Raw genomic sequence first — 12,078 nt, forward strand, 5'->3', positions numbered from 1 at the left:
GACGGAATAAGAGCTTGCATTTAAAACCTCTAGCAACCCTCGTCGCAAATGCCTTCGAGCTATTTTTAGGATGCCGGAAAAGCATATGGATCTTCGCCAGTTGCGTTACTTCATCGCCCTCAACGAACACCGCAGTTTTGTCCGCGCGGCCGACGCGATGGGCATCACTCAACCGGCGTTCAGCCGCAGCATTCAAGGGCTCGAGCAGGAGTTCGGCTGCGTGCTGGTGGATCGCGGCAACAAGGATCTGCGCCCCACGCCCGAAGGCCAAGTGGTGCTGCAACACGCCCTGAGCCTGGTGCAGGGTGCCGCGCTGCTCAGTGCCGAGGTGACGCAGATGACCAAGCTCGATGCCGGCGAAGTGCACTTCGGTTGCGGCCCGGCGCCAGCAGTGAAACTGGTGCCGGACGCCGTGGCGCAATTCATCAACGCGCACCCGAAAGTGCGCACCTGTTTTCAGGTGGATAACTGGGAAAAACTCAGCCGCGCGTTGAGCCGTGAAGAGATCGAATTCTTCATCGCCGACATCCGCCATTTCGAGTCCGATCCGAACTTCCAGACCCAGGCACTGACACCCAAACGCGGGGTATTTTTCTGCCGCCCGGGACACCCGTTGCTGGCCAAGGAAAGCCTGTCGACCAACGACATGTTCGACTATCCGCTGGCGACCACGCTGATCCCGCCGGGGATTCGCAAATTATTGGCGAACCTCAGCGGCCGCATCGATTTTTCCCCGACCATCGAGACCGAGCATTTTCCGGCGCTGGTGAAGGTGGTGCTGCAATCGAATGCGATTGGCGTCGGTACGGAAGAGGCGTTTGTCGAGGACATTGCCAAGGGTTCGCTGGTGTTGCTGCACTGGCGCAATCTGCCGCAGAACCTGGAGAGCATGAATGCGCGTTGCGGGATTGTCAGTCGTACCGGGTTTCGCCTGTCGCCGGCGGCACGGGCGATGATCGAGACGTTGGTGGCGGTGGATCGGCAGGAGATCAGCGTCGCTGTTTGAAGAGATCGTTCCCCCGCTCTGCGTGGGAATGCAGCCCGGGACGCTCCGCGTCCCAAAGCGGACGCAGAGCGTCCATTGATGCGTTCCCACGCAGAGCGTGGGAACGATCGGCGTACTTTAGAGCTTGGCCGCTGCCAACTCAGGCGCCACCCAATCATTCACCTTGAACGGCTTGCGAATCAGCTTCTGCTGCGCCGCCAGATCAACTTTGTCCTGCAAGCTGCCAAGGAACACCGGATCCAGCGTCGACGGGAACACTTCGCTCAACTTCTGATCCTGCAGATCCTGGGTCAGGATCACCGGCGGATAGCTGGCCAAACCCGAGACCAGTTGCACGTATGCGGCCTTGTTGCCGTCCTGCGTCAACCACTCCACGGCCTGTTGTTGCGCCTTGAGCAACTTGGCCACCGCCTCCGGGTGCGCGTCGACAAACTTGCCCGTGCCGACCAATACCGACTGAACGCTGCCTGCGCCACCGAGATCTTTGGTGTTCAGCGGCAACTCGGCCAGCCCCTTGGCCTGCAATGCGCTCAACCCGGAGCTGCCCCATGACGCATCGATCTGCTTGGCTGCCAACGCCGCGACCGCTGCATTGAAATCCAGATTGATCACTTTCAGATCCTTCTCGCTCAGGCCCTGACTTGCCAGCGCCGCATCAAACGACAACTGCGTCGCGGTGCCACGGAAGATCGCCACGCGCTTGCCCTTGAGATCCTGCAACGTCTTGATCCCCGAACCCGGTACCACCCCCAGATACTGCTTCACCCCACGCGCACTGGCGCTGAGCAAGCGAGTATCCAGGCCATTGGACTTACCGATGATTGCCGCCAGATCGCCGAGATACGCCAGATCAACCTGACCGTTGGCAAACGCTTCATTGATCACCGGTCCCGCACCCTTGAAGAAACTCCACTGAATCTTGATGCCCTGATCGGCAAAGGCCTTTTCGAAGATCTGCTGATCGCGCAGCACGTCGACCACACCGCCGCCGCTGTGTTGAGTCCCCGCGCTCAGGTCGGGCACGGCGATTCTGATTTCCTTGAGTTCGTCGGCATGCGCGGTAAACGCCAGCAGGCCCACCAGAGCAGGAACGGCAAACAGACTGAAAACATGTTTGAAGGGGAGGTTCATGGGTGCTGCTCCTTGATCACGACGGGCGTTGAGGAGCCGAAAGTAGGCCGAATGACTACCTACGCTTAAATACTATAAATGCACATTTTTATAGCTTTTAACGCTAAGCGAGCAGCGCCGGGGCTCGTAGCGGCGTATGCATTAACAGCATCGAAAATATTCTTCGAATGCATTGGATGCGTTTGGGTTGGAAGCCTTAAATGGCCTCGCTTATCCCTTAAAAGAATCTATATCGATGTTTTTATAACTTTTTGTTTTTAGCTAATACCGCTAAAGATCTTGAGCCAACCCGACAACGGAGGTCACCCATGGCCCGCCAATCCTTGCTCAGTTTTCCACTCTCCGCGCCGCCGCTGAAAAGCCGCCGTACCTGGCCCAGCCTGAACCAGCGCCTGTTGTCGTGGCTGCTGCCGCTCAGCCTGTTCGCCCTATGGTGGCTGGCCGCACGCAATGAATGGATGAGCGAGCAGATCTTGCCGGCGCCGTCGCTGGTCTGGAACAGCGCTGTCGAGCTGTCTCAAGGCGAGTTATGGAGCCATTTGTGGATCAGCCTGCAGCGTTTGTTCTGGGGCCTGCTTGCCGGGGTTTCGGCCGGTGCATTGCTCGGCGCAGCACTGGGCTTCAGCCGGCGTCTTGAACGTTTGATCTTCCCGACCTTCGCCGGCCTGTCGCAAATACCGACGCTGGCGTGGATTCCATTGTTCATGGTGTTTTTCGGCATCGGCGAAGTGCTGAAACTGGTGGTGCTGATCAAAGCCATCGTGGTGCCGGTGACCCTGCACACCTTGGTCGGCGTAAGAGATGCCCAGCCGAAACTGCGTGAAGCCGCCGCTGTTCTGCGCCTGCCGCCGCGCCTGCTGATTCGGCGCTTGGTATTGCCCGCCGCCCTCCCCGCGTTCATGGCTGGCGTGCGTCTGGCGCTGGCCGCCGGATGGACGTCGTTGCTGGCCGTCGAACTACTCGCCTCGAGCGAAGGCATCGGTTACCTGATGGTCTGGGCGCGGCAACTGTTCATGCTCGACATCGTGTTCGTCTGCATCGTCGTCATCGGTTTGATCGGCATGGCGATGGATCGCGGCATCGGTCTGCTGGACAAAAAACTGGTGCACTGGCCGCACCCCGCCACCGCCGAAATTCGTCGCGGCCCGCGTTATGACGGCTGGCAGCGGCTGCAACCGTGGCTGCTACCGCTGGGCTTGTTGGCGCTGTGGCAATTGGCGAGTGACCAGCAGTGGGTCGACGCCAATATTCTGGTCAGCCCGTTGGCCGTTTTGAGCACGGCATGGGCTGGCGTGCTCGACGGCACGTTGATCAGCGCCATGGCCCTCAGTCTTGGTCGCACACTCGGTGGCCTGTTGCTCGGCGGCGGTCTCGGATTTGCCTTGGGCCTGCTGCTGGGCCTGTCGAACATCAGCGAACGCCTGCTCGGCCCGACCCTCGCGGCCATCCGCCAGATCGCCATTTTCGCCTGGGTGCCGCTGCTCACCGCATGGTTCGGTCTCGGCGAATTGGCCAAGTGGGTGTTCGTCGCCCTTGCCGCTTTCTTCCCGCTGTTTATCGCCACGCAACGCAGCGTCGCCAATCTCTCACCGCAACTCAACGAAGCCGCACAAGTGCTGCGCCTGAGCCTCGGCCAGCGTCTGCGTCGACTGGTACTGCCGGGCGCCGCGCCGGGGATTTTCGCCGGGCTCAGACTGAGCCTGATCTACGCCTGGCTCGGCACCATCGGCGCCGAATACTTCATGCCGTCGAACGGCGGCATCGGCAGCCAGATGATCGGCGCGCAACAGCTGCTGCGCATGGACCTGATCATGGCCGGCATGCTTTTCGTCGGCATCACCGGCGCCCTGCTCAACCTCATTGGCCAACGCCTGGAAATTCGCGCGACCCGCTGGAGACACGCATGAACGCACCGATTGTCAGCTTCAATCACGTAGGCAAATCCTTCGACGTCGACGGTTTCGAACTGGAGGCGATTCGCGAATTCAACCTGGACATCGCCGAGGGCGAGTTCGTCGCCATTGTCGGTTCCAGCGGCTGTGGTAAATCGACGTTGCTGCGCTTGTTGGTGGGCCTTGATACGCAGTTTCGCGGGCAGATTACCGTGGATGGCAAAGCCGTCAGCGGCATCGGTGGCGAGCGTGGCATTGTCTTTCAGGAACACCGTTTGTTCCCGTGGCTGACCGTTGCCGACAACATCGGTCTGGGCTTGGTCAACGAACCGCTGACTGCTGCGCAGAAACAAAAGCGAATCAACGATTTCATTGACCTGGTCGGCCTGCGCGATTTCACCCGTGCCTACCCGCACCAGCTGTCCGGCGGCATGGCCCAGCGTGTGGCGATCGCTCGCGGTCTGGTCGCCAGTCCACGCATTCTGCTGCTTGATGAACCCTTCGGTGCCCTTGATGCACTCACCCGCCAGCAGATGCAGGATGAGCTGTTGGCGATCCGCGAGCGCGCAAAAATCACCACGATCCTCGTCACCCATGACGTCGAAGAAGCGATCTTCCTCGCCGACCGCGTGGTGGTGATGGAGCCGCGTCCGGGACGGATCAAGCAGGTGGTCGACATCGCCCTGCCCCATCCGCGCCAGCGCAGCAGTTTCGACTTCCATCAGTTGCGTGAAGAGCTGCTGCACGAGCTGACCAGTGACGACCATTACCAACCGAGCGTGCCGGTGCAGATCCGCGATCTGCCGCTGACGTTCATTGCCTGCTGAACAGGAGTTTTGCGATGCCGCAACGTCCCAACTTTCTGGTGATTCTGGCCGACGATTTAGGCTTCTCCGACATCGGCGCGTTCGGCGGCGAAATCGCCACGCCGCACCTTGATGCCCTGGCCAACAATGGCCTGCGCCTGACCGATTTTCATACCGCACCGACCTGCTCGCCGACCCGCTCGATGCTGCTGACCGGCACCGACCACCACATCGCAGGGATCGGCACCATGGCCGAAACGCTGACGCCGGAACTGATCGGTAAACCGGGTTACGAGGGTTATCTCAATGACCGCGTCGTCTCACTGCCCGAGCTGTTACGCGAGGCCGGTTATCAAACCTTGATGAGTGGCAAATGGCACTTGGGTTTGAAGGCTGAACTGGCGCCCCATGCACGAGGTTTCGAGCGCTCGTTTTCGCTGCTGCCCGGCGCGGCGAACCATTACGGTTTCGAACCGACCTACGATGAGCAAACGCCAGACCTGCTGAAATCCACGCCGGCGCTGTACATTGAAGACGATACGTTTCTCGACGAATTGCCGAAGGATTTCTATTCCTCCGATGCCTTCGGCGACAAGTTGCTGCAGTACCTCAAGGAACGTGACCAGACCCGGCCGTTCTTCGCTTACCTGCCGTTCTCCGCACCGCACTGGCCGTTGCAGGCACCGGCCGAGATCGTCGAGAAATACCGTGGCCGCTATGACGCTGGCCCCGAAGTGCTGCGTCTGGAGCGTCTGGAAAAGCTCAAAGAACTCGGCCTGATCGAGCCGGACGTCGAGCCGCATCCACTGATTCAGTTGACCCAGCAGTGGGACGCGTTGAGCGAGGAGCAAAAACAGATTTCCGCGCGGGCCATGGAGGTTTACGCGGCGATGGTCGAGCGCATGGACTGGAACATCGGTCGGGTTGTCGATTATCTGCGCCAGCAGGGGCAGCTCGACAACACGTTCATCCTGTTCATGTCCGACAACGGTGCCGAAGGCGCGCTGCTTGAAGCATTTCCGAAATTCGGCCCGGAACTGGTGACGTACCTCAGCCAGCATTACGACAACAGCCTCGACAACATTGGCCGGGCTAACTCCTATGTCTGGTACGGGCCGAACTGGGCACAGGTGGCGACCGCACCATCACGGTTGTTCAAGGCGTTTACCACTGAAGGCGGGATCCGGGTGCCGGCGCTGTTGCACTATCCGCAATTGGCGATCAAAGGGCAGATCAGCCATGGTTTCGGCACGGTGATGGACGTCACACCGACGATTCTCGATCTGGCGGGTGTGCGGCATCCGGGCAAGTTGTGGCACGGAAAACCGGTCGCACCGTTACGTGGCAAATCGTGGCTGGGGTTCTTGTCGGGTGAGACTGCGCAGGTGCATGACGAGCACACGGTGACAGGGTGGGAATTGTTCGGGCGTCGGGCGATTCGCCAGGGGTCGTGGAAAGCGGTGTGGATCCCCGGGCCGGTCGGGCCGGCGACCTGGCAGCTGTATGATTTGAGCAGTGATCCGGGGGAGATTCATGATCTGGCGGTGAGCCGGCCGGAGAAGCTCAGCGCGTTGATCGGGCATTGGCAGCAGTATGTCGAGGAGACTGGGGTGATCTTGAGTGAGTCGCCGTTTCAGCCGGACTGAGGGCAAGATCAAAAACACCCTCACCCCAGCCCTCTCCCGGAGGGAGAGGGGGCCGACCGAGGTGTCTTTCGTCAAACATCGACCTGAAAAATCGGGTCGATTATGGATTCGACAAAGCTCTTTCACTTCGGTGTAACTCCTCAATATCCCCGGGTCGGTCCCCTCTCCCTCCGGGAGAGGGTTAGGGTGAGGGCAGCTTGTCACGCCTCCACCGCCTCCCCAGACACCGCAACTTCATCCCGACGAACAAACCGGTTCGCCCGCCCAAACGTCCCAAAATCATTAAACCGAACCCCCATCTCACGCATCACCTTATGCGCCACCGGCACCGTCATTTGGCGAATATAAAACGGCTCCTTCACGACAAAATGATGAATCCCGTGGCTGCTGCCAAAGTTGAAGCAAAACGCCTGCAACGGCCACAACCACCAAGGGTTCAGCACCTGGCATTGCTGCAGCACATTGCCCAGCTCGACATCGCCGTAGTAATGCATGTTCGAGCTGATGAAGTGCAGGCAAAAGGTGCGCAACACGTTCGGGCCGATGATCACCACGGCGGCGATATCGATCACCTGCATCACCGACAACGTGGTTGCTGACCAGTCGATCGGCGCACCCAGCAGGTAAGCAATGCCATTGGCCGCATGAAAGCCGAGAAACACATACCACGCCCCCCAATGCACCAGCGCCAGCGGCGCGTAGACCTTCAGCGTGCGCTTGATGATGCTGAACTTGTGCGCCCAGGTCTTGGCTCGCAGCATGCGGATGAACGCCGACATGACGTTGTCGCCAACCATCAGCAAACGTGCAAAACCCCACGGCTCGCCGTTGGTGATCGCGCGCTCTTCCATATCGGTTTCAGTGCCGGAGACCTTGTGGTGATTGAGGTGCAGGTGCCGACGGATCCACGGGTTGATCGTGCTCGGCCGCGCCAGCCACACCAGGCCCATCATCAGGTTGTGCGGCACGCGCTGCTTGCGGAAATACATGCTGTGGATCAGGTCGTGCTCAAGCTCATGGGTCAACGAAGCAAAAAACGCGTTGAGCAACAGACAAACCCACCACGCCATATGGCCGGTGATGTACAGCGTCGCCGAGCCGATCATCCCGATCAGGGCAAAGGCCAGAATCCCCGCGCCCAGCGCATCCTGATGCTGGAGAATCGGGTAGCGCTCGCGCAATTCGACGCCTTTGGCCAGCACCACTTGGCGAATATGCGCTGATCGCTGGGCCGCATTGTGTCGCTGGGGACTTGCAGAAGTACCGTCCATGCTTCCATCCTCGGGTTTATGATGTTCGCATCGTGCCTCGCCAAGGCTTCAATTGCGGTAGCCGAGAACGCCAACCTGTTGACCGGAAGCGCCAATCAGCATGAAGGAACCGACCTCCCTCGCCAGCTGGACCCGTGCCTTGCGCAAGCAACTCGATGCGCTGGGACTGGACAGCATTGCCCTGTGTCAACAGGCCGGGCTCGATCCGAGCTTGATGGATGATCCCAACGCGCGCTATCCACTGTCCGGCACCACGCGCCTGTGGGAAATTGCCGTGCAGGTCAGTGGCGACCCGGCGATTGGTCTGCGCGTGTCGCGCTTCGTCAGCCCGACCACGTTCCATGCCCTCGGTTATGCGCTGGTCGCCAGCGGCAGTTTGCGCGAGGTGTTCGAGCGCATCGTGCGCTATCACCCGGTGGTCAGCGATGCGCTGGAACTGGAGCTGAGTCGTGGCGACGACCGCTATCAATTTCGTCTGAAAATTCCGTCAGGCAATCCCGCACCAGCCTTCGAAGCCATCGACGCGTTCACCGCGATCTACGTGCGTACCTGCCGCAATCGTCTCGGCCGTGATTACGCACCGCTGGCGGTTTATCTGCGCCGCCCGGAGCCGAGCGATGCGCACCAGTGGCACAAAGTCTTCCGCGCTCCGGTGCATTTCGGTTGTGTCGAGGATCGTCTGGAATTCGCCCTCGCCGACTTCGACAGCCACCTCGACGACGCCAATCCGGAACTCGCCGAACACAATGAAGCGGTGCTCAAACGCACCATGGCCCAGCTCCAGCCGCTGACCTGGGAACGCAAAGTGCGCGATGCGATTGAAGAACAATTACCGGAAGGTGAACCAAGTGCAGAGCGCATTGCCCAGGCCTTGCACCTGAGTTTGCGCAGCCTGCAAAGGCACTTGGCGGATGAGGGTTGTCGCTTCGACACATTGCTCAATGAGAGCCGTGAGAATCTGGCGCTGCTGCACCTGCGCGATCCGCAGTGCTCGTTGAGTGAGGTGAGTTATTTGCTGGGCTTTGCCGACACCAGCAGCTTCAGCCGCGCGTTCAAGCGCTGGACGGGGATGACGCCGGGGCAGTTTCGTGATGGGTTGCGCTGATCCAGAATCAGTTTGTCTGATCTGGCGCCATCGCGAGCAGGCTCACTCCTACAGGGGGAACGCATTCCAATTGTAGGAGTGAGCCTGCTCGCGATAGCGCCCTTTAATTCAACGCAAAGCCCAGCTCAAAAATGGTGCCGCCAACATCACTGTTCACCCGCACCTGCCCACCATGCAACTGCATGATCGACTGCACGATCGCCAACCCCAGCCCACCCGAATCCCCCGGCTCCGCGCGCGAAGGATCGACGCGGTAGAAACGGTCGAACAGTTTGCCCAGATGCTCCGCCGCAATGGCCGGGCCATGGTTGTGCACTTGTAACCAGCACCAGCCCGACTCGTCGCGGCGGCGCAAACTGATCACGGTTCCGGAGTCAGCGTGGCGCACGGCATTGGCCAGCAAGTTGCCCAGCGAACGTTGCAGCAACTGCTGATCGGCGAGCAATTCGCCATGCAGTTGATTGTCCAGCCGCAGGTCGCGGTCATCGGCCAAGGCTTCAAAGTAATCACACAGTTCACTGCCAACGCTTTGCAAATCCAGGGTTTGCAGATTGAGCGCGCGCTCGGCCTGCTCGGCGCGGGCAAGGAACATCAGGTTTTCCGCCATGCGCTTGAGCCGTTCGAACTCTTCCATGTTCGAGGCGAGAACTTCCTGATACTCCTCGGTGCTGCGCGGATGATTCAGCGCCTGCCCGTTGCTCGCCAACAAGGTGTGCAGCGGCGTACGTATCTCGTGGGCGAGATCGGCGGAAAACTGCGAGAGGCGCTGCACGCTGTCGTCCAGCCGCGCCAGCATGCCGTTGAGCGCCTGCACCGGCTCAAGCAGTTCGGCGGGCGTGCCGGTGGCGGGCAAGCGTTGATCGAGGCTACGCAGATCGATACCGCGTACCGCTTCGCTCAACTGCCGCAACGGTTGCAGACCCCGGCGCAGCAACAGCAAGCCCAAGGCAAAGGCCAGCAAAGCACCCAGTCCAACAGATAAGTACAGGCGCAAGCGATAGCTGCCGAGCATCTGTTCGCGCTCGCTAAGCACTTTGCCGGCGATCACGGTCAGCGGTTCGCCGTTCGGCCCCTGCGCTTCGCCGGACAACAGCGCGAGTTCGGCACCGTCCGGCGCTTGCCACGTCAACACATCACGGCGCTGCGGCGTTTGCTCGCGGGGGATCGCGTTCAGCGCGGGCAACTCGCGTTGCCGTGGGTTGATAGCGATCACACTGGAGCCATCGGCGCGGCGCACCAGCAACAGGCTGTCGAGATTACCGAGCATGTTCTGATACAGCCGTGGCCGCGCCTGCAAGGCATCGAGGCTGTCGCTGTCAGCGAGCAACGCGCGCACTTGCTCCAGTCGTCCGAGCAACGCGAGGTCGTCGCGGTAGGCGATTTCCGACGCCAGCGAACGGTAGAGGAACACACCAATCGCGCTCAGCACCAAAGCGCAGACCAATGCGAACGCCAGCGCCAGACGCCAGGCGATCGACCTAGAGCGCATCGTCCGGAGCTTCCAGTTGATAGCCGACGCCGCGCACGGTGTGGATCAGTTTCGGCATGTACGGGTCATCGACTTTCGCACGCAAACGCCGCACCGCGACTTCGACCATGTTGGTGTCGCTATCAAAATTCAGGTTCCACACCTGCGAGGCAATCAGCGTGCGCGACAGCACTTCGCCCTGGCGACTGGCGAGCAATTGCAGCAGGGCGAATTCCTTGTTGGTCAGGGCAATGCGCTGGCCACCACGGCTGACGCGGCGGCGCAGGACGTCGATTTCCAGATCGGCGATGGTGTACGACTCGGCTTCGCGCATCGGCCCGCGCCGCAACAACGTGCGCACCCGCGCGAGCAGTTCGGCGAAGGCGAAGGGCTTGAGCAGGTAATCATCGGCGCCCAGCTCGAGGCCGCGCACGCGATCTTCAATGGCGTCCTTGGCGGTCAGGAACAGCACCGGCGTGGCGCCGCGCTGGCGGATCAGCTGCAGCAATTGCCAGCCGTTGAGGCCGGGGAGCATCACGTCGAGGATGATCAGGTCGTATTCCTGCTGCTCGATAAAGTAGCGACCATCGAGGCCATTGAGCGCCACGTCCACGGCGAAACCCGACTCGCCCAGGCCTTTGGCGAGGAAATTCGCGGTTTTGGCTTCATCTTCTACGACCAGCAAACGCATGGCACACCTCGATTGATAGGCACACAGGCTAGGCGTCTTCGGCGGCGTTGCCCATTACAAACTTGTAATCAGACTGACGAGGTTCTGACGAAGACCGGCGATTAAGGTGTCGACCTTCGCTTTTGGAGCCTGTCCATGACCGTCAAATACTTCGTTGCAAGCCTGATCATCGGCCTCAGTGGTGCCGCTGTCGCCAGCCCTGAACTGCCGCGTCACGCTGATCTCGACCTGAAAACTGCACGGCTGCTCGCCGACACGGCAATGGCCAACTGCACCGGCACGGTGTCGGTGCTCGATCGGGGCGGCAATCTTCTAGTGACCCTGCGCGGCGATGGCGTAGGCCCGCACAACACTGTTGCCAGCCAGCGCAAGGCTTACACCGCGCTGTCGACCAAGACCGCGACCCGGTTGTTCGCCGAACGCGCTCGCAGCAACCCGGAAACCGCCAACCTCAACACCCTCGACGAGTTGCTGTTGCTCGGCGGCGGCATCCCTTTGTTCGCTGCTAATGAGTTGGTCGGCGCGATGGGTGTAGCCGGTTCCGGCGGCGGCGAGCAAGACGAAAACTGTGCGATCAAGGCTGCCGGGAAAACCGGTCTGGCCACTACCCGTTCCCAATAAGGAGATGCATCCATGAGCACTTTGCGCATGACCTTCGCCGCGCTCGGCCTGAGCGCTTTTTCCAGTCTGGCTCTGGCTGCCGGCAATCCCCTGAGCGTGCACGTGCTCAATCTGGAAAACGGCCTGCCTTCGCCAGGTATCAACGTGACGCTGGAGAAACACGTCGGCCAGAACTGGCAGCCACTGGCTCAAGGCACGACCAATGAACAGGGGCGAATTGCCGAGTTGTTCCCGGCCAGACAGCCTTTTGAAGCGGGTGAATACCGCGTGGTGTTCAAGACCGGCGAGTACTACAAGAAGATCAAGCACGACACGTTCTTCCCGGAGATTCCGGTGATCTTCGAAGTGAAGCAGACCGATCAGCATTACCACATCCCGCTGCTGCTCAGCCCGTACGGCTTCTCGACCTATCGCGGTTCCTGAATCAATACTGCCCCATGT

At 60.5% G+C, this 12,078-nt stretch carries 11 protein-coding genes; 7 read left to right on the forward strand and 4 right to left on the reverse strand.

Features of this window, described 5'->3' with window-relative positions; genetic code table 11:
- Positions 1-85: 85 nt before the first annotated feature.
- Entirely contained in the window at positions 86-1,006 is a 921-nt protein-coding gene (locus AC1DVF_RS08775; RefSeq protein ID WP_093440454.1) for a LysR family transcriptional regulator, read from the forward strand.
- 117 nt (positions 1,007-1,123) lie between these two features.
- On the opposite strand, the gene AC1DVF_RS08780 is transcribed toward AC1DVF_RS08775, so the two are convergent.
- Positions 1,124-2,137, reverse strand: coding sequence for an ABC transporter substrate-binding protein (locus AC1DVF_RS08780; RefSeq protein ID WP_477782332.1), 1,014 nt, complete (start codon positions 2,135-2,137; stop codon positions 1,124-1,126).
- Between the two features lie 308 nt (positions 2,138-2,445).
- On the opposite strand from AC1DVF_RS08780, the gene AC1DVF_RS08785 reads away from it, so the two are divergent.
- Genes AC1DVF_RS08785 through AC1DVF_RS08795 form a run of 3 tightly spaced genes read left to right on the forward strand, consistent with a single transcriptional unit; the run spans position 2,446 to position 6,481 of the window.
- Positions 2,446-4,044 carry an ABC transporter permease gene (locus AC1DVF_RS08785; protein WP_477782333.1) on the forward strand — a complete coding sequence of 533 codons (1,599 nt, stop codon included), beginning with the start codon at positions 2,446-2,448 and terminating at the stop codon, positions 4,042-4,044.
- Entirely contained in the window at positions 4,041-4,856 is an 816-nt protein-coding gene (locus tag AC1DVF_RS08790) for an ABC transporter ATP-binding protein (RefSeq protein ID WP_093440440.1), read from the forward strand. Before AC1DVF_RS08785 ends, AC1DVF_RS08790 begins: the two co-directional genes overlap by 4 nt.
- Positions 4,857-4,870: 14 nt before the next feature.
- On the forward strand, positions 4,871-6,481 hold the full coding sequence (locus AC1DVF_RS08795; protein WP_477782334.1) for an arylsulfatase: 1,611 nt from the start codon (positions 4,871-4,873) through the stop codon (positions 6,479-6,481).
- Between the two features lie 200 nt (positions 6,482-6,681).
- On the opposite strand, the gene AC1DVF_RS08800 is transcribed toward AC1DVF_RS08795, so the two are convergent.
- The gene (locus AC1DVF_RS08800) at positions 6,682-7,752 is read right to left on the reverse strand and encodes a fatty acid desaturase (RefSeq protein WP_257356749.1); all 1,071 of its coding nucleotides are present in this window, start codon (positions 7,750-7,752) and stop codon (positions 6,682-6,684) included.
- A 100-nt stretch (positions 7,753-7,852) separates the two neighbouring features.
- Here AC1DVF_RS08800 and AC1DVF_RS08805 point away from each other — a divergent pair, with 100 nt between their 5' ends.
- Positions 7,853-8,857: an AraC family transcriptional regulator gene (locus AC1DVF_RS08805; protein WP_099757689.1), complete on the forward strand. Its 1,005-nt coding sequence runs from the start codon at positions 7,853-7,855 to the stop codon at positions 8,855-8,857.
- 103 nt (positions 8,858-8,960) lie between these two features.
- Here the strand turns inward: AC1DVF_RS08805 and AC1DVF_RS08810 are convergent, their stop codons facing one another.
- Together AC1DVF_RS08810 and AC1DVF_RS08815 are read right to left on the reverse strand one after the other, a co-directional pair.
- Positions 8,961-10,346 carry a heavy metal sensor histidine kinase gene (locus AC1DVF_RS08810; protein ID WP_477782335.1) on the reverse strand — a complete coding sequence of 462 codons (1,386 nt, stop codon included), beginning with the start codon at positions 10,344-10,346 and terminating at the stop codon, positions 8,961-8,963.
- Positions 10,336-11,016: a heavy metal response regulator transcription factor gene (locus AC1DVF_RS08815; RefSeq protein ID WP_016987597.1), complete on the reverse strand. Its 681-nt coding sequence runs from the start codon at positions 11,014-11,016 to the stop codon at positions 10,336-10,338. Before AC1DVF_RS08815 ends, AC1DVF_RS08810 begins: the two co-directional genes overlap by 11 nt.
- A 135-nt stretch (positions 11,017-11,151) precedes the next feature.
- Here AC1DVF_RS08815 and AC1DVF_RS08820 point away from each other — a divergent pair, with 135 nt between their 5' ends.
- Entirely contained in the window at positions 11,152-11,637 is a 486-nt protein-coding gene (locus tag AC1DVF_RS08820; protein ID WP_460089453.1) for a GlcG/HbpS family heme-binding protein, read from the forward strand.
- A gap of 12 nt (positions 11,638-11,649) precedes the next feature.
- A complete protein-coding gene (gene uraH, locus AC1DVF_RS08825; RefSeq protein ID WP_477782336.1) occupies positions 11,650-12,060 on the forward strand; it encodes a hydroxyisourate hydrolase in 411 nt (136 codons plus the stop codon).
- Positions 12,061-12,078 lie beyond the last annotated feature (18 nt).

This window comes from Pseudomonas sp. P4_D7 (assembly GCF_056401755.1).

Excerpts from the sequence above, each read along its gene's own strand:
- AC1DVF_RS08810 (WP_477782335.1), bottom strand. The coding sequence starts at position 10,346 with ATGCGCTCTAGGTCGATCGCCTGGCGTCTGGCGCTGGCGTTCGCATTG.
- AC1DVF_RS08820 (WP_460089453.1), top strand. The coding sequence starts at position 11,152 with ATGACCGTCAAATACTTCGTTGCAAGCCTGATCATCGGCCTCAGTGGT.
- AC1DVF_RS08805 (WP_099757689.1), top strand. The coding sequence starts at position 7,853 with ATGAAGGAACCGACCTCCCTCGCCAGCTGGACCCGTGCCTTGCGCAAG.
- AC1DVF_RS08815 (WP_016987597.1), bottom strand. The coding sequence starts at position 11,016 with ATGCGTTTGCTGGTCGTAGAAGATGAAGCCAAAACCGCGAATTTCCTC.
- AC1DVF_RS08800 (WP_257356749.1), bottom strand. The coding sequence starts at position 7,752 with ATGGACGGTACTTCTGCAAGTCCCCAGCGACACAATGCGGCCCAGCGA.
- AC1DVF_RS08775 (WP_093440454.1), top strand. The coding sequence starts at position 86 with ATGGATCTTCGCCAGTTGCGTTACTTCATCGCCCTCAACGAACACCGC.
- AC1DVF_RS08795 (WP_477782334.1), top strand. The coding sequence starts at position 4,871 with ATGCCGCAACGTCCCAACTTTCTGGTGATTCTGGCCGACGATTTAGGC.
- AC1DVF_RS08785 (WP_477782333.1), top strand. The coding sequence starts at position 2,446 with ATGGCCCGCCAATCCTTGCTCAGTTTTCCACTCTCCGCGCCGCCGCTG.
- AC1DVF_RS08780 (WP_477782332.1), bottom strand. The coding sequence starts at position 2,137 with ATGAACCTCCCCTTCAAACATGTTTTCAGTCTGTTTGCCGTTCCTGCT.
- uraH (WP_477782336.1), top strand. The coding sequence starts at position 11,650 with ATGAGCACTTTGCGCATGACCTTCGCCGCGCTCGGCCTGAGCGCTTTT.
- AC1DVF_RS08790 (WP_093440440.1), top strand. The coding sequence starts at position 4,041 with ATGAACGCACCGATTGTCAGCTTCAATCACGTAGGCAAATCCTTCGAC.